The organism is Micromonospora zamorensis, assembly GCF_900090275.1.
GTDB classification, from domain to species: domain Bacteria; phylum Actinomycetota; class Actinomycetes; order Mycobacteriales; family Micromonosporaceae; genus Micromonospora; species Micromonospora zamorensis.
This window is the reverse complement of sequence record NZ_LT607755.1, coordinates 6,678,773-6,695,557: the sequence shown is the minus strand read 5'-3', so window position 1 is coordinate 6,695,557 and position 16,785 is coordinate 6,678,773. Positions and strand designations below refer to the sequence as shown.

16 protein-coding genes are annotated in these 16,785 nt (G+C 73.0%); 8 read left to right on the top strand and 8 right to left on the bottom strand.

The features are described from left to right. Positions 1 to 107 precede the first annotated feature (107 nt). Positions 108 to 1,448 (top strand): vanadium-dependent haloperoxidase, encoded by a 1,341-nt coding sequence (locus tag GA0070619_RS30155; protein WP_157744108.1) that lies wholly within the window; start codon positions 108 to 110, stop codon positions 1,446 to 1,448. Between the two features lie 140 nt (positions 1,449 to 1,588). Next, entirely contained in the window at positions 1,589 to 2,521 is a 933-nt protein-coding gene (locus tag GA0070619_RS30150) for an alpha/beta fold hydrolase (RefSeq protein ID WP_088951151.1), read from the top strand. Between the two features lie 4 nt (positions 2,522 to 2,525). On the opposite strand, the gene GA0070619_RS30145 is transcribed toward GA0070619_RS30150, so the two are convergent. Then, positions 2,526 to 2,891: a hypothetical protein gene (locus GA0070619_RS30145; RefSeq protein WP_088951150.1), complete on the bottom strand. Its 366-nt coding sequence runs from the start codon at positions 2,889 to 2,891 to the stop codon at positions 2,526 to 2,528. Continuing rightward, positions 2,888 to 5,761, bottom strand: coding sequence for an SseB family protein (locus GA0070619_RS30140; protein ID WP_157744107.1), 2,874 nt, complete (start codon positions 5,759 to 5,761; stop codon positions 2,888 to 2,890). Before GA0070619_RS30140 ends, GA0070619_RS30145 begins: the two co-directional genes overlap by 4 nt. A 152-nt stretch (positions 5,762 to 5,913) precedes the next feature. Between GA0070619_RS30140 and mycP the strand changes: the two genes are divergently transcribed. After that, positions 5,914 to 7,137 carry a type VII secretion-associated serine protease mycosin gene (mycP, locus tag GA0070619_RS30135; protein ID WP_088951149.1) on the top strand — a complete coding sequence of 408 codons (1,224 nt, stop codon included), beginning with the start codon at positions 5,914 to 5,916 and terminating at the stop codon, positions 7,135 to 7,137. An 85-nt stretch (positions 7,138 to 7,222) separates the two neighbouring features. Here the strand turns inward: mycP and GA0070619_RS30130 are convergent, their stop codons facing one another. Together GA0070619_RS30130 and GA0070619_RS30125 are read right to left on the bottom strand one after the other, a co-directional pair. Then, complete coding sequence (locus tag GA0070619_RS30130) at positions 7,223 to 7,516, bottom strand: WXG100 family type VII secretion target (protein ID WP_088951148.1); 294 nt, start codon at positions 7,514 to 7,516, stop codon at positions 7,223 to 7,225. A 22-nt stretch (positions 7,517 to 7,538) separates the two neighbouring features. After that, positions 7,539 to 7,859: a WXG100 family type VII secretion target gene (locus tag GA0070619_RS30125; RefSeq protein WP_088951147.1), complete on the bottom strand. Its 321-nt coding sequence runs from the start codon at positions 7,857 to 7,859 to the stop codon at positions 7,539 to 7,541. 290 nt (positions 7,860 to 8,149) lie between these two features. Between GA0070619_RS30125 and eccE the strand changes: the two genes are divergently transcribed. From eccE to rarD, 4 genes are all read left to right on the top strand, one after another. Continuing rightward, complete coding sequence (eccE, locus tag GA0070619_RS30120; RefSeq protein ID WP_231927189.1) at positions 8,150 to 10,078, top strand: type VII secretion protein EccE; 1,929 nt, start codon at positions 8,150 to 8,152, stop codon at positions 10,076 to 10,078. 61 nt (positions 10,079 to 10,139) lie between these two features. Then, on the top strand, positions 10,140 to 10,526 hold the full coding sequence (locus tag GA0070619_RS30115; protein ID WP_088951145.1) for a phage holin family protein: 387 nt from the start codon (positions 10,140 to 10,142) through the stop codon (positions 10,524 to 10,526). 111 nt (positions 10,527 to 10,637) lie between these two features. Further along, positions 10,638 to 11,135: a GNAT family N-acetyltransferase gene (locus GA0070619_RS30110; RefSeq protein ID WP_088951144.1), complete on the top strand. Its 498-nt coding sequence runs from the start codon at positions 10,638 to 10,640 to the stop codon at positions 11,133 to 11,135. Continuing rightward, complete coding sequence (rarD, locus tag GA0070619_RS30105) at positions 11,132 to 12,049, top strand: EamA family transporter RarD (protein ID WP_088951143.1); 918 nt, start codon at positions 11,132 to 11,134, stop codon at positions 12,047 to 12,049. The genes GA0070619_RS30110 and rarD overlap by 4 nt, the downstream gene beginning before the upstream one ends. A 21-nt stretch (positions 12,050 to 12,070) precedes the next feature. Here rarD and GA0070619_RS30100 read toward each other — a convergent pair whose 3' ends face one another. The 3 genes from GA0070619_RS30100 to GA0070619_RS30090 form a co-directional block, all read right to left on the bottom strand. Continuing rightward, positions 12,071 to 12,790, bottom strand: coding sequence for an anti-sigma factor family protein (locus tag GA0070619_RS30100; RefSeq protein WP_088951142.1), 720 nt, complete (start codon positions 12,788 to 12,790; stop codon positions 12,071 to 12,073). After that, positions 12,787 to 13,302, bottom strand: a complete 516-nt coding sequence (locus GA0070619_RS30095) for a sigma-70 family RNA polymerase sigma factor (protein ID WP_088952145.1) — start codon at positions 13,300 to 13,302, stop codon at positions 12,787 to 12,789. Before GA0070619_RS30095 ends, GA0070619_RS30100 begins: the two co-directional genes overlap by 4 nt. 249 nt (positions 13,303 to 13,551) lie before the next feature. Then, positions 13,552 to 14,334, bottom strand: coding sequence for an IclR family transcriptional regulator (locus GA0070619_RS30090; protein WP_088951141.1), 783 nt, complete (start codon positions 14,332 to 14,334; stop codon positions 13,552 to 13,554). Between the two features lie 154 nt (positions 14,335 to 14,488). On the opposite strand from GA0070619_RS30090, the gene GA0070619_RS30085 reads away from it, so the two are divergent. Further along, the gene (locus tag GA0070619_RS30085) at positions 14,489 to 15,718 is read left to right on the top strand and encodes an MFS transporter (RefSeq protein WP_088951140.1); all 1,230 of its coding nucleotides are present in this window, start codon (positions 14,489 to 14,491) and stop codon (positions 15,716 to 15,718) included. On the opposite strand, the gene GA0070619_RS30080 is transcribed toward GA0070619_RS30085, so the two are convergent. Beyond that, a complete protein-coding gene (locus tag GA0070619_RS30080) occupies positions 15,694 to 16,779 on the bottom strand; it encodes a polyprenyl synthetase family protein (protein WP_088951139.1) in 1,086 nt (361 codons plus the stop codon). The two genes, GA0070619_RS30085 and GA0070619_RS30080, sit on opposite strands and share 25 nt — an antisense overlap. Positions 16,780 to 16,785 lie beyond the last annotated feature (6 nt).

Here is a 16,785-nt window from a genome sequence, read left to right as displayed (position 1 = left end):
CAACTTGCGGAACGCGACCGCTTCGCCCTTCTCCGTGATCAAGCCGTCCCAGATCATCGACACAAGCCGATAGAGACCCTACGGCTCACGTCCGGGAAGGGACCACGTTGAACACAAGAGTGAAGCTGGGACGGCTGGTCGCGGTTTTCGCCGCGGTCGTCGTCGGGGGCGGCGTCATCACACCCACGTCCGCCAGCGCCATTCCTCCCAACTTCGACCATGTCGTCTACTGGAACGACGTCCTACTGGACGCCTTCCGCACCAGCAACGGCCCACCCACCACGTTGTCCCGCGCCGGCGCGATGATGCACCTGGCCATGTACGACACCTCGATCTCCATGGGCGGAACCGGGGCGCCCTACATCGCGAAGGTGTCCCCGATCCCCAACTTCAGTTACGACCGCGACACCAACCTCGACGTCGCCGCGTACGACGTACTCCGGACGCTGTTCCCCGCCCAGGCCAGCTACTTCACCGCCAGGTTCAACGACGCCCGGCAGGCCGACCCGCCGACCGGCGAGCCGGGACCCGAGGGGTGGAGCAGCAGCATCGGCGAGACGGCCGCACGCAACATCATCAACGCCCGTGCGAACGACGGCTCGACCAACAACGCCGGGTACACCGCCAGCAACACCGCCGGGCAGTGGCGGCCAACCGGTTCCGGCGCGGCCGTCGGCCCCAACTGGGGTTTGGTGAAACCCTTCGCCCTGACGTCCGGCTCCCAGTTCCGCCCACCGCTGCCCGGGGGCTTCGGCACGGTGTCCGCGATGCTGACCAGCAGCGCCTACGCCGCCCAGGTCAACGAGGTGAAGAGGCTGGGCTCGGCCACCGCGCCACTGACCGACCGGAACGCCGACCAGACGCAGCAGGCCTTTTTCTGGGCCAACGACGTGAGTGGCACCTACAAGCCGCCGGGGCAACTCTTCGAGCACACCCAGATCGTCGCCAGCCAGCGGACCACGGACACCCCGCGACTCTTCGCCCTCGTCGCGATGGCCATGGCCGACGTCGCCATCGCCTCCTGGGACGCCAAATACAACACCAGCATCGACCTGTGGCGACCGGAGACGGCGATCGCCGAGCCGCAGAGCGACGGCAACGCGGCCACCGTTCCCAACGCCGCTTGGCGCCCGCTCTCAGTCGACCGCAACGGCACCCGGTTCTCACCGCCGTTCCCGGCGTACATCTCGGGCCACGCCAGCTTCGCCGGCGCTTGGGCGGGTGTCATGAAGCGGTACTACGGCACCGATGCGATCGGATTCGTCGCGACCACCGAGGACCCGAACGCGGTGGGCGTCACCCGTTCGTTCACCAGTTTCAGCGCCGCAGCGACCGAGAACGCCCGCAGCCGTATCTACCTGGGCGTGCACTACCAGTGGGACGCAGACGCGGGCCTGAGCACCGGTGACGCGGTGGCCAACCGGGTCTTCAACACCTACCTGCGCTAGATCGAATCGGCGGCGTCCGGGTCGACGGTCCACGGACCGTCGACCCGGACCCTCGTGTCGGTAGGGGACAACCCGGGCTTCTCCCTGTTCAACGCGACCACCGGCGCTGTCAGCGGCAACCGGGTCCTAGGCTGTCTGCCATGACCGACCAGCGCGGCGGAGCCGTCGACGAGTCCTGTGTCCTCACCGAGGGGCCGTGGACGCACCGCTTCGTCGGCGCCAACGGCAGCCGGTTCCATGTGGTCGAGGCCGGCACCGGCCCGATGGTGCTCTTCCTGCACGGCTTTCCGGAGCACTGGTGGGCGTGGCACCAGATGCTCCCGGCGATCGCCGACGCCGGCTTCCGGGCGGTCGCCGTCGACCTGCGCGGTTACGGCGCCAGCGACAAACCACCCCGGGGGTACGACGGCTACACCCTCGCCGCCGACATCGCCGGATTGATCCGGGCGCTCGGTGAACGGTCGACGACGATCGTCGGCAGCGGCCTCGGCGGCATGGTGGCCTGGACTGTGGCCTCGTTCCACCCGTCCCTGGTCCGTCGGCTCGTGGTGCTGGGGGCACCGCACCCGCTGCGGCTGCGCACCGCCACCTTCGCCGACCCGCGCGGGCAGTTCGCCGCCTCCACCCTGGCGCTGAAGTTCCAGCTACCCCGCTACGAGCACGTGCTGACCCGGGACGGCGCGGCGGCCATCGGTGAGATCCTGCACCGCTGGGGCGGGCCGCGCTGGGTGGCCGGGTCGGAGTTCGAGGCGTACGCCGAGCGGTGTCGGGAGGCGATGTGCATCCCGCAGGCCGCGTTCTGTGCCCTGGAGGGGTACCGCTGGGCGTTCCGCTCGCTGCTACGGCTGCACGGCTACCGGTTCGTCCGCCTCATGCAGAAGCCGCTGTCCACTCCGACCCTGCAACTGCACGGCGCGCTGGACGTCGCCTCCCTGCCGCGCACCGCCCTGGGCTCCGGCCGCTACGTCGTCGCCCCGTACGAGTGGCGGCTGCTCGACGGGGTGGGGCACTTCCCGCACCTGGAGGCACCGGAGCTGGTGCTCGGCGAAATCCTGCGCTGGGCCAAGACCTGACCGTTCAGACCCGCTGCTCCCGCAGGTCGGTGACCTCGGCGGCCGGCGCCCAGCCCTGGTAGACGCCGAAGTCGAAGACCTCCAGCCGCATTGCCTCCGCCACCGGCCAGCGGCCACCGGTGTATTCGACCCGCAGCCAGGCGTCGTGCTCGCCGAGCACGATGAACGGCTGCCCCTGCCACGTGCAGGTGGTGCGCACGTACGCCAGATCCTCGATCTCGCTCGCCGGCAGCACCCGGACGTACCGGCCCGCGCGGACCTCCTCGAAGCCCTCGCCCGGCTCGGGCTGATAGAGGCGGATGTTGTCGCCGTCCGGGCTGGCCTGGTATTCCCGACCCTGCCAACGGGCCACGTAACCGTCGCGCATCACGCCTCCCCGACCCGTCGCCAGACCACCGCGTCGGTGTCGAGCTCCGCGATAACCCGCTCGGTGCCGTCCGCAGCGACCCGCCACAGCTGCGCGCCGTGCGGGAGGCGCGCGCTGTCCACCTTGAACTCGGCCACCACGTCGCTGCTCTCACCCGGGGCGAAGCCGTTGCCCCGGAACGGCGGGCGCTCGATGACCCAGCCCTCCATGGCCCGCATCGCCGCCTCGTTCTGACCGCCGTACGGAATCCGGTAGAGGCTCGGCCGGTGCGCCGGCCAGCGCAGCACGTAGATCTCCTCGGCGTCCCGGGAGAACGGGGATCCGGGGTAGCTGAGGCCGAGCGCGTCGTGCACCTGAGCCGGCGTGGTCAGGTGCGCCAGCTCACCGGCACGGTGCACGAAGCCGGAGACGCGGTCGTAGCCACGATCCAGGTAGTAGGCGAGCTGGCTGGGCGCGATCGCCTTCTGCATGACCGTCGGTCGGGTCGGGTCGACGGCCGCCGGAGCGTACCGGGGGCGGGCGGTGGGCTCCGCCACGGCCGGCGCTTCCTCCTGGTCCACCTCCAGGTCGTCACCGAGCCCGACCTCGGCAGCCCAGTTGGCCAACGCGATGATCTGCTCCCCGGGCAGCTTGGCGCCGACCGGGGTGCCCGGGTTGACGGCGAACGACCAGTCTTCGTCCGGCCAGCGCCGGATCAGTTGGGCGAACTTCACCCGGACCGTGTCGACGTCACCCTCGAAGTGGTCGGCGAGGCGCTCCGGCGACGTGTAGACCACCACGTACGTCTCGCCGTCGAGTTGTGCCGTACGCCAGACGAAGCCCGCATCGCCGGGGCGGCTTCCCCGCAGCGATTCGGGTGCCGCCGGCAGCAGGACCCGGGCCAGCAGCAGGGTGGACAGGAACGTGTCGGTGCTTCCGGAGCCGGCGGCGCCGAGCAGGTCCTCCTCGACCGTGTTGGCCGGGTCGAACTCGACCACCGCCGGTTCGTCGGCCGGCGGGCGCTGCCCGTCGCCGGTGGTGGCGCTCTCGCTGGTCGGATCCGCGCTGGTCACGCCAACCGACGGGCTGTCGGTGTCGGCGCGCTCGGCACCGGCCGGATCGCCGGCGCGGACACCGCTCACGTCGCCGGCCTCCGCCGCCGGACCTGCGGGACGCGGGGTGGACGGGCTCGTGGCGGGCTGCGCGGGGACGAACGACGCCGGACCGGACGGGCGGGGACCGGCCGACGACGGCTCGAACAGACCCGGCCCGGCGTGCGTCGTGCCGAAGGGTGGCGGGGCGGTCTCGGCGGGGCGGGGCCCTCGGGGAGGGCCGGCCGGGCCGCTGGTCTCGACCGGGTCGGTGAGGTCGCGGGACTCGATGATGGTGCCCTCGATGACGATGGGCGTGAAGCCGCGGCGTGGTGCGGGCGGACCGGAGACCGGTTCCGCGGCCGACACCTCCTCCACCGGGGCGAACCGGTTCGGCAGGTCGCGTGGGATCGCCTGGGTCTCATCCGCCGGCGGGCTCGGCCGCGCCGATGACCGGATCGGCGGGGACTCACCGGTCGTCCGGAAGGCGCGGGTGACCTCCTCCGCCGCCGGGTCGGGCCGGCGGGGAGGCAGCGGCTGGGTGACTTCCTCACCGGGTGCCGGTGCGCGTACCCCTCGGGACGTGCCGAGGTCGCCCGCCGGCTGCCGAAGTGGCCGGGTGGCGTCCGGATCCGCCATCGGGAAGGCGCGGGTCGCGGTCTCGTCGGCGGGCCCGTCGGCCGGACGGCGGCGTGGGAACGGCTGGCTGCCGAGCCCGAAGCGCGTCGGTGGTGCCGCCCGGTCCCCGGGGCGGCCCCCACTCGCGTTCGGGTCGGCTGCCCGGTCCCGGACGGGAGTCGGTTCGAAGAAGGAACGTCGAGCGGCCTGCGGACCGCCGTTGCCGTTGCCCCCGGTCAGGCCGTCGTCGCCCGGCCGGTCCGCCGCCGGCCAGCCCGCGCCGAACCTCGACTGGTCGGTGGTGGGACGTTCGACGGGCGTCAACGGTGCGAACCGGGACGGCCGAGCGGAGCGGGGAAGGGCGCCGGTGCCCGGCAGGCCGGGTCGCGGCGGCTCGGTCGGGTGGCGCTGACCGGCGGCCGGCAGGTCCTCCTCGCCGGGTCGGCGGGACGGATCAGCGGTGCCGGGCGTCCCGGACGCCGGGGCAGCGACCCGAGGCGACACACCCTGCGAGGGCCTCCGAGGGGAGACCGGAGCAGACGGGACCGCAGCGGGCGGCACGGCGGCGAGCGGGCTCGGGGCGAGCGGACTCGGCGCAGGCGGAACCGGGGCAGGCCGACCTGGGGCAGCCGGGGCAGCCGGGGCCGCCGGGGCCGGCTCGGACCCGGGCGACGACGTACCCGCCCCGGAGGGCCGACCAGCGGCTGGCGCGGTGTCCCGGCCCGGCGGGCCGGTCCGGGTGCGGGCGAGGGTTTCGACCCGCTCCAGGCGGGCGCGGGCACCCATGGCGCGGCCGGGCAGGCGCACGTCGCCCCGGGAGAGTTGAGCCACGAACCAGGCCGGCAGGTAGCCCTCGACCGGCAGACCGGGGTTGACGGCGAGCCACCACTCGTGGTTTGGCCAGCCGACCGCGAGGTCGGTGAAGGGGACACGTCGGTTGCTGCCGGGGTGATCGCCGAGGCAGGCCCGCAGTGCGGCCGCGGAGGTGAAGGCCAGGACGTGGGTCCGGCCGCCGGTGGTCCAGGTGCCCCAGTCGGCGGCTGGCTGGCCGGGTTGCGTCGGGGCGGCGACCGGCAACAGCAGATCGGTGCGGGACAGGAGTCGGAAGTAAAGCTCCTGGTCATTGGCGCGCAGCGCGTCGCGCATCGCCACCTCGGCCTCCGTGGCCGGCTCCCATGCGGTCACGGCCACCTCCCCTTCCGAGAACAGGCCACAGGTATCGCGTACAACCTACAAGGTGGTATCAAGATCACAATGGCTGGCCGTCGGCGGCCTGCCGGGGCGCGGATGAGGCGATAACATCCCGTACCGGAGCCGACACGATACGGAGGCCGTCGATGTCCCGATCGATCGCGCGCCCGGTCCTCGCAGGTCTGGCCGCCAGCCTGTTGACCGTACCGGCCCTCCCGACCGTCGCCGCCACCGCCAGGCTCCGTGCGGCACCGGCCTGTGCGACCTCGCTCGCCCCGGCCCGGCCGGTCACGGCCGCGCCCTGGCCACAGCAACGGTACGACCCCGCCCGGCTCGCGCCCCTGGCCACCGGCACCGGGGTGACCGTCGCGGTGGTCGACTCCGGGGTGGACCGGGCGCACCCCCAACTGGCCGACCGCGTGCTGGCCGGCACCGACCTGCTCGACCCCGGCGGGGACGGCAGTCGGGACTGCGCCGGGCACGGCACCGGCGTGGCGAGCATCATCGCGGCGACACCCCGCGCAGGGGTCGCCTTCCAGGGTCTCGCACCGGATGCCCGGATCCTGCCGGTGCGGGTGAGTGAGCAGCAGGTGGTGCAGGGGCGGGAATCGGGGCGAACGGCCAGTGCTGGCGAGTTCGCGCAGGCCATCCGCTGGGCCGTCGACCACGACGCCGACGTGGTGAACCTGTCTGTGGTGCTGTATGCGGACGACCCGGAGGTCCGCTCGGCCGTGCGGTACGCGGTCGACCGGGACGTGGTGCTGGTGGCCGCAGCCGGCAACCTGCACGACAGCGGTGACCCCCAACCGTTCCCCGCCGGCTACGACGGGGTGCTCGGCGTGGGGGCGATCGGGGCGGACGGTGGACGGGCGACGTTCTCGCAGACCGGCGCGTACGTCGACCTGGTCGCGCCGGGCAGCGAGGTGCTGACCGCCGCCCCCGGCGCGGGCCACCATCAGGTCGAGGGCACCAGCTACGCGGCACCCTTCGTGGCCGCCACCGCCGCGTTGCTGCGCCAGTATCGACCGGAGCTGACCGCGGCCCAGGTGGCGGAGCGGATCATCGCCACCGCCGATCCAGCTCCCGGCGCGGGCCACGGCGGCGGGTACGGCGCCGGCGTGCTCAACCCGTACCGGGCGGTCACCGAGACCAGCGGCAGCCGTGCGGGCGACCCTCGACCGGTCACCGCGCTCGCCGACGACCGGCCCGACCCGGCGGTGCTCGCCCACCGGGCCCGACGGGCGACGGCACGGGACCGGGCCCTGCTGGTCGGTGCGGTGGTCGGCACGACGGCGGCCACCGTGGTGCTGCTCGCCCTGGTGCTGCCCCGTGGTGCCCGCCGACGCTGGCGCCCGGCCGGCCAGGCCTGACCCGGTCAGCCCGCCGTCCTGGCCGCAGCGCGGCGGTGGCCGGGGCACCGACCTGGACATGGTCAGCGCTCCCGGCCCACCGCGCTCACTGGAACAGCCCGGTGTTCTTCTTCTCGGTGTCCAGATAGTCGTTGGCGGAGTCGCCCACCGCCAGCTTGATGTCACGCAGCATCGCCTGGAGGTCCTGAGAGGCGGAGCGCCACCGCGCCTGCCGCTGCTCGTAGGCCTCGCGGGCCTCGCCCGTCCAGCTCGCCACCAGCGGAGCGGCATCCCGCTCAAGCTGACCGAGTTGCGAGTCGAGCCTGTTCAGGGCCTTGTGGATGTCGGCGCCGGCCTGCTGAAGCGCGGCGAAGTTGACGACCAGCACACCATGGTCCATCGGATTTCCTTCCCGGGCGGGATCAGAGCGGCAGCTGGATGCCGCCGCGGTTGGTGCCGGCTACCCGGCTGGCCACCTCGTCGTCGGAGGCGTCGTACTGCCGGCCGGCGGTGCGGATCGCGCCGGCGGTCTCCCGCAGCGCCCGGTGCAATGCCGCCTGGTCCTGTGACCACTGCTGCTTGACCTGCTCGAACGATCGGCCGCCTGCGCCACGCCAGGCCTGCTGCAACACCTCCAGCTCGGCCAGCAGGCCGGTCAGCATGGACTGCAACGACTGGTCCACCTGCTCGAACTTCGCGGCGGTCTGCTGCATCACCGCGGCTTCTGCCTGCGTCTGGGACACCCCGATGTCACCTCGTCTCTCTGATCGCGCGTGGCCCTCGAACGCGCCCGCCCTGGGGGCGCGTCGTTCGCTTGGCCCGGTCGTCGAGCACTGAGACACGGGTCAGCGACGAACTTCGTGGCTGACGGTAGCGATCCCGTAGCAGTTCTGCTACCCCCCGCCTCTCCCCTGTGGACAACCACGGCAGCCATCGGTCACTTACGATGTGCTGCAGCCACGTCGCGGCGCGTGACGGGCCGTCCGAGGACGGCCGACCGCCCGACCCGGTCCCGACTGGTCGAGGAGGCGCGGTGCCGGCGATCACCACCGGAGGGCCGCACCCGGCGACACCGGTCGGGCCGGGGCCGGGCGCCGTTCCCCGGGCGATCGGGCCGGGCCAACCCGCCGACCGCAGCCCGGGCCCGGCCGATCAGCGCGCACCGCGTCGCCGCTCGCCGTTCGGCCGCTGGGCGTCGCCCACTCCGGGCACCGGCACAGGGGTGCGGGCCGGTCAACTGGTCGCCGCGCAGGTCGCGGCAGCGCTCGTCCTCACCGCCCTGGGTCGACCCGCACCGGTCACCGCGGCCGCCGCACTGGTCGCCGTGCTGCTGGTGGCCGTCGCCGTGCTCCGGGTCCGGGGCCGGTGGCTCTTCGAGTGGCTGGGCATCGCCGCCGGGCATCTGACCCGTCGTCGGGAGCTGACCGCGCCGGCCGGAGCGGCCGACCTGCTCGACCTCGTCGCTCCGGGCACCGTCGTCCACTCGACCGAGCTGACCGGCGGGCCTGCGGCAGTGCTGGAGGACACCGAGGGCATGGTGGTGCTCCTGGAACTCGGGGACCCCGGCGATCTGCTCGGCGACGCGTCGCGGGCCATCCCGGCGCCGTCCGCGTTGCTGCCCCAGACCGGGCCGGACGCGCCCCCGCTCCGGGTGCAACTGTTGTTCAGTGGAGCACCGGCACCGGTGCCGGCCGCAGGTGGCACCGTCGGGACGTCGTACCGGCAGCTCACCGACGGGCGGCTCGCCGGGCGGGAACGGGCGGTGCTGGCGGTGCGGGTGCTGCGCGTCGACGGTTGGTCCGAGGAGGACCTTCGCCGGGTGCTCGCCGGCACCGTACGCCGGATCGTCCGCCGAGTCGGGTCGCTGACCGCACGGCCGCTCGGCGTGCCGGCGGCGCTGCGTGTCCTGGGCGAGCTGGCCCATCACGACGGCGACCGGGTCCGGGAGTCCTGGCCGGCGCTCCGGTCCGGCACCCTGGTCCAGGCCACCTTCCGGCTGATCCGGTGGCCGGACGGAACGGGTGCACGGCGGCTGGTGCCCCGGCTGCTCGCGCTCCCGGCAACCGCGACGACGGTGTCGATCTCCGCAGGGCCGGCGCCGATCACCTCCGCCGCCGGGGTGCCGACCGAGCTGACCGTGCGCCTGGCCGCTCAGACGGCGACCGAGCTGACCGCCGCCACCGAGGCCCTGGAGCGCCTGGTGAACGACCTGGGCGGGGAGCTGCGGCGGCTCGACGGCGCACACCTGGGCGGGCTTGCCGCCACGCTCCCGTTGGCGCTGACCACCCGGGAAGCGCAGCCCCGCCCCGCACTGGACGACTGGGATCTCACCCTGGGCGATGCCGGGATGATGGTCGGCACGAACCGGCACGGCGGGGCGGTCACCGTCCGACTGTTCCGGCCGGAGAGCACCCGGGTGCTGCTGGTCGGCGGGGTGCGCGCCGCCCAGTTGGTGGCCCTGCGCGCCCTGGCGCTCGGCGCCCTGGTGGTCGTGCAGACCTCCCGACCGCGCGTCTGGGAGCCGTTCGTCCGGGGAGTGGGCGCACCGGGCGGGACGATCCCGTTGATCCCACCCGGTCGACCGGTGGCCGACGGGGTGGGCAGCGCGCTGCGCCCGTTGCTGCTGGTCGTCGACGCCGGGCCGGTGCCGGCCGACGCCGGGCCGGTGCCGGCCGACGCCGAGCCGGGCCCGCCGTGGCGCGCCACTCTGGTGGTACGCGACGAGCTGACCCCGGCGGACGTGGACGCGTTGAGCCGGGCCGACCTGGCACTGCTGCAACCGCTGAGCGTCACCGAGGCCGCACTGGCCGGCACCGCGCTGGGGCTGGGTGGGTCGGCCGAGTGGTTGACCCGGATCCGGGACGACATGGTGGCCGTGGTCAACCGGCGGGCGCTGCGCTGGGCACTGCTCTCCCCCACGCCGATCGAGTCGCAACTGATCGGGCGTCCGGCTCGCGGCTGATCCACCGTGGTGGTCAACTGGCGGGTTACGTGGGTGCGTGGTCCGTGGCACGATCCCCGCCATGGGTTTTCTGAAAGGTCTGCTGATTCGGCTGGCCAGCACAGCGCTGGCTTTCTGGCTGGCCACACTCCTCATTCCGGGCATCTCTCTGGAGTCGAACTCCGCTGGCGAGACGGTGACCACGCTGCTCCTGGTGGCGGTGATCTTCGGCGTGGTCAACGCGGTTCTCCAGCCGCTCATCAAGACGGTCGGCTGCGGCTTCTACCTGCTGACCCTCGGTCTCATCGCGCTGGTGGTGAACGGGCTGCTGTTCCTGCTCACCAGCTGGATCGCCGACCAGGCCGGGCTGCCGTTCACCGTGGACGGTTTCTGGCCGGCCGCCGTGCTCGGTGCTCTCTTCGTGAGCATCGTGACCTGGATCCTGGGCGCCGTCCTCGACCGGGACTGACCGCCGACCGCACCGGCCCGTCCCGGGCTCCGGCCGGGCCCGGGCAGGCCGGTGACCAGAGTTCGGGAATTGGCCGGCACGGGTCCCCACCTGGGCGGTTAGCCTCGCATCGTGTTCACGCTGACCCGCAACGACGGCTATCTGCTCAGCACCGACCCGGCTCTGCTCGACCTGGGCCTGGTGCACCACTGGTTGTCCACCGACGCGTACTGGGCACTCGGACGTGACCGGGCCACCGTCGACCGGGCGTTCGCCGGCTCCCTGCCGTTCGGCGTCTACCGGCCTGAGGACGGCCGCCAGGTCGCGGTGGCCCGGGTGGTCACCGACCGGGCCACCTTCGCCTGGCTCTGCGACGTGTACGTCGACCGCGCCGCCCGTGGTCGCGGTTTGGGCGGGTGGTTGGCCAGCGCGGCCCGCGACCACCTGGACGAGCTGGGCGTACGCCGGATCCTGCTGGCCACGAACGACGCACACCAGGTGTACGCGCAGGTGGGCTTCACGCCGCTCGACGTGCCGGAGCGGTGGATGAACCTCGACCGGCGGATCCCGGTGACCCCGGTCACCGGAAAGGAACAGAGCGACGGTACGCCCCTTACGGTGGAGGCGTGACGCCTCTCCGCCTGGGATACCTCTACGGCCTCGGCGCGTACCTGCTCTGGGGTTTCTTCCCGCTCTACCTCAAGCTGCTGCGGCCGGCCGGCCCACTGGAGATCCTGGCCCACCGGATCGTCTGGTCGGTGGTGTTCGTGGCCCTACTCCTGGCCGCTCTGCGCAACGTCGGCTTCCTGCGGGCGCTGCTGCGTCGCCCCTGGGCGATGGCCGGGATGGTCGCCGCCGCCGCGCTGATCGCTGTCAACTGGGGCACCTACATCTACGGTGTCAATTCCGACCGGGTGGTGGAGACGGCGCTCGGCTACTTCATCAACCCGCTGGTCGTGGTGCTGCTCGGCGTGACGGTGCTGCGGGAGCGGCTACGCCCGGCGCAGTGGGTGGCGCTGGGGATCGGCGCGTCGGCGGTCGCGGTGCTCGCCGTGGACTACGGCCGGTTGCCGTGGCTGGCGTTGACCCTGGCGTTCAGCTTCGCCGGCTACGGCCTGGTCAAGAAGCGGCTGGGGCTGCCGCCCGCGGAGGGGCTCTTCGTCGAGTCGGCGGTGCTGGCGCTGCCGGCGCTGGGTTATCTCGGCTGGCTGATGGCGAGAGCCGACTCGACGTTCGGGCACGTCTCGGCCGGGCACACCGCGCTGCTGGTGCTGGCCGGTGCGGCCACGGCGATCCCGCTGCTGATGTTCGCCGGCGCGGCCAACCGGCTGCCGCTGAGCAGCCTCGGCATGATCCAGTACCTGGCACCGATCCTCCAGCTCGGCTGCGGCGTGCTGATCTTCCACGAGCCGATGCCACCGGCCCGCCTCGCCGGCTTCGCGCTGGTCTGGCTCGCCCTGATCGTCTTCACCGCCGACGCGGTCCGCAACTCCCGCCGCACCCGGGCCCAGGCCCGGATCCTGGAACCCGTCCCCACCCCCTGACCGCCATGCCCAGACGGGCGGTCAGGGCACCGCGTAGGTGAGCAGTGGTGTGCCGTCGGCTCGTTGCAGCTCCACGCTGACCAGCTCGGCGTCGGTGAACCTGGTGGCGCCGCTGAACTGGAGGGCGTCGCCGGGGGCCGCCAGCCAGGAGCCGATCTGCTCACTGGCGCCGTTCGGGCCGTGCGCCACCAGCCGGAACGGGTACGCCTTCCCATAGCTCGTCCGCGCGTCGTACCCGCACCGCATGGTCACCGCCGTGCCCCACTTGGTGCCGGACAGCCCGATGTCGGCGTGCACCGGCCCGGCGGTGGCCACCGGTCGCATGGCGACCATCGACACCTGCGTGGCCGGGGCGCTGGTCTGCGCCACGGGAGGTCCGGACGGGCCGGTGGGTCGGGGCAGCACCACGGCAGTGCCCACACCGACCATCAGGGCCAGCCCGGCAGCGGCCAGTGTGGTCAGCGCGTACCGTCGGCGGTCCGCGGAGCGGTCCCTCCTGCGGCGACGCCGGGCCTCCTCGATCAGCGCGGGCACCCGGGGCGGGGCCGGCGGCGGCAGGATCTGCTCCAACCCCGCCGGGTCGAGACGCCCCAGCAACCCGGGCAGGACGGCGATCTCGGCGACCGCCTCCCGGCAGGAGGCGCAGCCGGAGAGGTGCCGCTCGTAGGCCGCCCGCTCAGCGGGGGCCAAGGCGCCCAGCACATACGCGCCATCGTCGTACGCGAACTCACACTGCGTCATCCCGTCACCCCCATCTCGGCCAGCACCAACCGTAGAGACCGCAGCGCGTAGTGGGTGCGGGACTTCACGGTCCCCGGCGGTACGCCCAGCCGGGATGCCGCCTCGGCCACCGACCGCCCCTGGTAGAAGCACTCGACCAGCACCTCGCGGTGGGTCGGGCTGAGCCGGTTCAGCGCCTCGGCGACGGTCCACGCCTCAACCGCCCGCTCGGCCTCGTCGATCACGTCCGGCGGTTCGGGCAGATCGTCGGTGAACACCTCGCCGACCCGGGTGGACCGCCGCCGCCAGGCGTCGATGGCCAGGTTGCGGGCGGTGGTGAACAACCAGGACCGCACCGAACCGCGCTGTGGGTCGAGGGATTCCGGATGTCGCCAGGCCCGCAGCAGCGTCTCCTGCACCAGATCCTCGGCGCGCTGCCGGTCCCCGTTGACCAGCCGCAGGGCGTGGGCGTACAGCGCCTCCGCGTGCTCGTCGTGCAGCGCGCGCAGCAGTTGGGCGTCGTGGTCGCTGATGGCGGTCTCCTCGCTTCCGGCGCGCGTCCGGCGGTGCGTTCGCTCGGGAATACGTGCCGTCACGCCGATCGGTTCAGCCCGAGGTCAGACCGGTTGCGTGCCGGTTGCCGCCCGCGAAGGTGTTCATGGAGGCTTCTCCCATGAGCGACCGTCCCCGGCTGCTCCCCCTGTTGACCGGCACCCGCCATGGCACCCCGCCGCGAGAGGCCCTCTCCCAGCCCGGGAGAGGGCCTCTCATGCGTGGGTGCGTCAGTTGTCGGAGGCGATGCCGTCGGCGACGCTGCGGGCCACGGTGAGCAGTTTGGCCCGTACCACCCGGGCGGAGGTCATCATCTCGCTGGCCGGCAACGCGCAGGCCAGCACGACGCGGCGTTCCATGTCCTTGTCCGGCGCGACGAGCACCGCCGCGCAGGCCACCCCCTGACGGAACTGGCCCATCTCCAACTGCATGCCGCGCCGGTCGCCGGCGGCCAGGTCGGCCTCGAACGTCTCGGTGGTGGTCAGCGTGGCCGTGGTGAACGGGCGCATGCCGTATTCGCGCAGGTAGCGGTTGCGCTGGTCGACAGTGAGGGTGGCGAGCAGCGACTTGCCCAGGGCCGTCGCGTGCGCCCCCTCGTCGAAGCCGGGGACCAGGTCCTCCAGGTAGGGCGACCGGTGCCCCTCGGCGACCGCCGTGAGGGCCACCTGACCGCCGACGAAGCGACCCAGGTAGTGGCTGTAGCCGGTGTCCAGTGCGGCCCGCCGCAGCGTCTCACCGACCGCTGGCGGGCCCCGGAACGCGGTCACCAGCTCCCGGTACCGGTCGGCCACCTCCAACCCCACGATGTACGTGCCGTCCTCGCGACGGATCACGTAGCCCTCGTAGGCCAGGGTGCGGACCAGGTGGTAGGTCGTGGCCACGGTCAGCTCGCACCGTCGAGCGATCTGCTTGACGGTCAGGCCTTTCGGGGCGCGACCGACCGACTCCAGCACCCGCAGCGCTCGGGACACGCTGCGGATCAGGTCCGAAGGTTCTGCCAAGGGGTCGCGCACAACCACCTCCGCCGCCGGGGACTTACACCATATGAAAAACAGGCCCGGTGCGAAATGCCTGTTCGGGTCGAGGATGCCAGATCACCATCCACTCGTTGTGCCCCGACCGTCACCAGGAGTGGCCTGAGCGAGTCTCACGTAGGTTTGCCGGACGATGACCAACAACGCCATCACCTCCGACCCGACCGTCGCCCCCTCCCACCCGATCAGGGCGAGCGCCGGCGCAGTGGCCACCACCGTGGCCTGCGTACTCCCCGTCTTTCTGCTCGGTGGTCTCGCCGTGCAGATGGGCAGGGACCTCGACTTCTCCCCGGCCGGCCTCGGCCTGGCCGTGTCCGTCTACTTCGGGGTCAGTGCGCTGGCCTCGGTGCCCTCCGGCCGCCTCGTCGAGCGGTACGGAGCGGCCCCGGTGGCCCGCTGCGGGATCGTGCTGGCCGCCGGGTCGATGCTGGCCGTGGCGGCCTTCGCCCGCTCGTACCCGGTGCTGGTCGGGTTGCTGGCGCTCAGCGCCGCCGCGAACGCGCTCGGCCAGTTGGCAAGCAACGCCGCGCTGGCCCAGCACGTGCCGGCCCGACGGCAGGGTCTGTCGTTCGGCGTCAAGCAGGCCGCCATCCCGGTCTCCACACTGCTGGCCGGTGCGGCGGTGCCTACCATCGCGCTGACCGTCGGCTGGCGCTGGGCGTTCGTGGCGGCGGCCGTGGTCGCGACGATGACGCTGGCCGCCGTGCCCCGGCAGGTGCCCCTGCGGGCGCGGCAGGCCGGCGCGACGCGCGCTGGCCGGGCCACTGCGGCGTTGGTGGTGGTCGGTGCGGCGGCGACGTTGGCCGCGGCCGCAGCGAACGCGCTGGGCACCTTCCTGGTGGACTCCGCGGCGGCCCGGGGCATGTCGCCGGGCCTCGCCGGACTCACCCTGACGCTGGGCAGTGCGATCTGCATGACCGCGCGGGTGGGTGCCGGCTGGCTGGCCGACCGCCGCGTCACCGGTCACGTCGCCGTCATCGCCGCGATGCTGGTCGTCGGTGCGGCCGGGCTGGGCCTGCTCGCGTTGACCGGCCCGGTGCCGCTGGTGGCCGGCGTGGTGCTCGGCTTCGGCCTGGGTTGGGCCTGGCCCGGCCTGATGACGTTCGCGGTGGTCCGACTCCACCCGCAGTCACCGGCCGCCGCCACCTCGATCACCCAGACCGGGGTGTACGCGGGCGGCTGCCTCGGCCCGTTGACCCTGGGCCCACTGGCCGCCCACCTCGGCTATCCGGCCATGTGGACCGCCGCGGCGGTGTCCATGCTGCTCGCGGCCGTCCTCATGCTCTGCGGTGGCCGCCTGTTGACCCGCGTCGCCGGTGCGGCGAGCCGGGGTGACGATCAGCTGGTGCGGTCGGCGATGTAGTCGCAGAGCGATTCGAGTGCGTGCCGGGACGGGCCCTCGGGCAGCGGGGCGAGGCGCGCACGGGCGTCCTCGGCGTAACTGCGCACGGTCTCCCGGGCACGCTTGAGCGCGGGGCTCTCGCGCAGCAGACCCAACGCCTCGGCGTGCAGCGCGTCGTCGGTCAGCGGGCCGGTCGCCAGGATCTCCCGCAGTCGCACCGAGGACGCGTCGGAGTCGTCCGCCGCGCGGGCGTAGAGCACCGGCAGGGTCGGGACGCCCTCGCGCAGGTCCGTGCCGGGCGTCTTGCCCGACTGCACCGACTCGGAGGCGATGTCGAGCAGGTCGTCGGAGAGTTGGAAGGCGACGCCGATCGTCTCGCCGTATCCGGCGAGGGCCTCCACGTGCTCGGCCGGTGCGCCACCGAACATGCCGCCGAAGCGTGCCGACGTGGCGATCAGCGAGCCGGTCTTGTCGGCGATCACGTTGAGATAGTGGGTCACCGGGTCGTCGCCGGCGCGCGGCCCGACCGTCTCCGCGATCTGGCCGTGCACCAGCCGGGCGAAGGTGCGCGCCTGCAACCGGACCGCCTCGGGGCCCAGGTCGGCGGCGATGTCCGCCGCACGGGCGAAGAGATAGTCGCCGACCAGGATCGCGACCGAGTTGGTCCAGCGGGAGTTCGCGCTGGGCGCGCCCCGGCGAACGGCGGCCTCGTCCATCACGTCGTCGTGGTAAAGGGTCGCCAGGTGAGTGAGCTCCATCACCACGGCGGCCGGAACCACCTGCGCGCCGGTGGGATCACCGAACTGGGCACCGAGCGCCACCAGCAGCGGCCGGAAACGCTTGCCCCCGGCCTCCAGGAGGTGCCGGGCGGCCTCGGTGACGAACGGGTCGGCGCTGGACACACTGGCCCGCAGCTCGACCTCGACCGTCTCCAGCAGACCCAGCACGGACGCCTCGACGCGGGGATCGGCGAGATTGAGGCCGAGCGCGCCGAACTGACTCGTGCTCGCCCGACCCCGCCGACCGCCGGAGCCGGAGGCACCTGAACGCTCGCCCGCCGGATTCACCACACCATCAACCATGCCACA

Coding starts and splice junctions, on each gene's coding strand:
- GA0070619_RS30115 (WP_088951145.1), top strand. CDS start 10,140: ATGGGTTTTCTGAAAGGTCTGCTGATTCGGCTGGCCAGCACAGCGCTG.
- GA0070619_RS30130 (WP_088951148.1), bottom strand. CDS start 7,516: ATGGACCATGGTGTGCTGGTCGTCAACTTCGCCGCGCTTCAGCAGGCC.
- GA0070619_RS30085 (WP_088951140.1), top strand. CDS start 14,489: ATGACCAACAACGCCATCACCTCCGACCCGACCGTCGCCCCCTCCCAC.
- GA0070619_RS30080 (WP_088951139.1), bottom strand. CDS start 16,779: ATGGTTGATGGTGTGGTGAATCCGGCGGGCGAGCGTTCAGGTGCCTCC.
- GA0070619_RS30100 (WP_088951142.1), bottom strand. CDS start 12,790: ATGACGCAGTGTGAGTTCGCGTACGACGATGGCGCGTATGTGCTGGGC.
- mycP (WP_088951149.1), top strand. CDS start 5,914: ATGTCCCGATCGATCGCGCGCCCGGTCCTCGCAGGTCTGGCCGCCAGC.
- GA0070619_RS30150 (WP_088951151.1), top strand. CDS start 1,589: ATGACCGACCAGCGCGGCGGAGCCGTCGACGAGTCCTGTGTCCTCACC.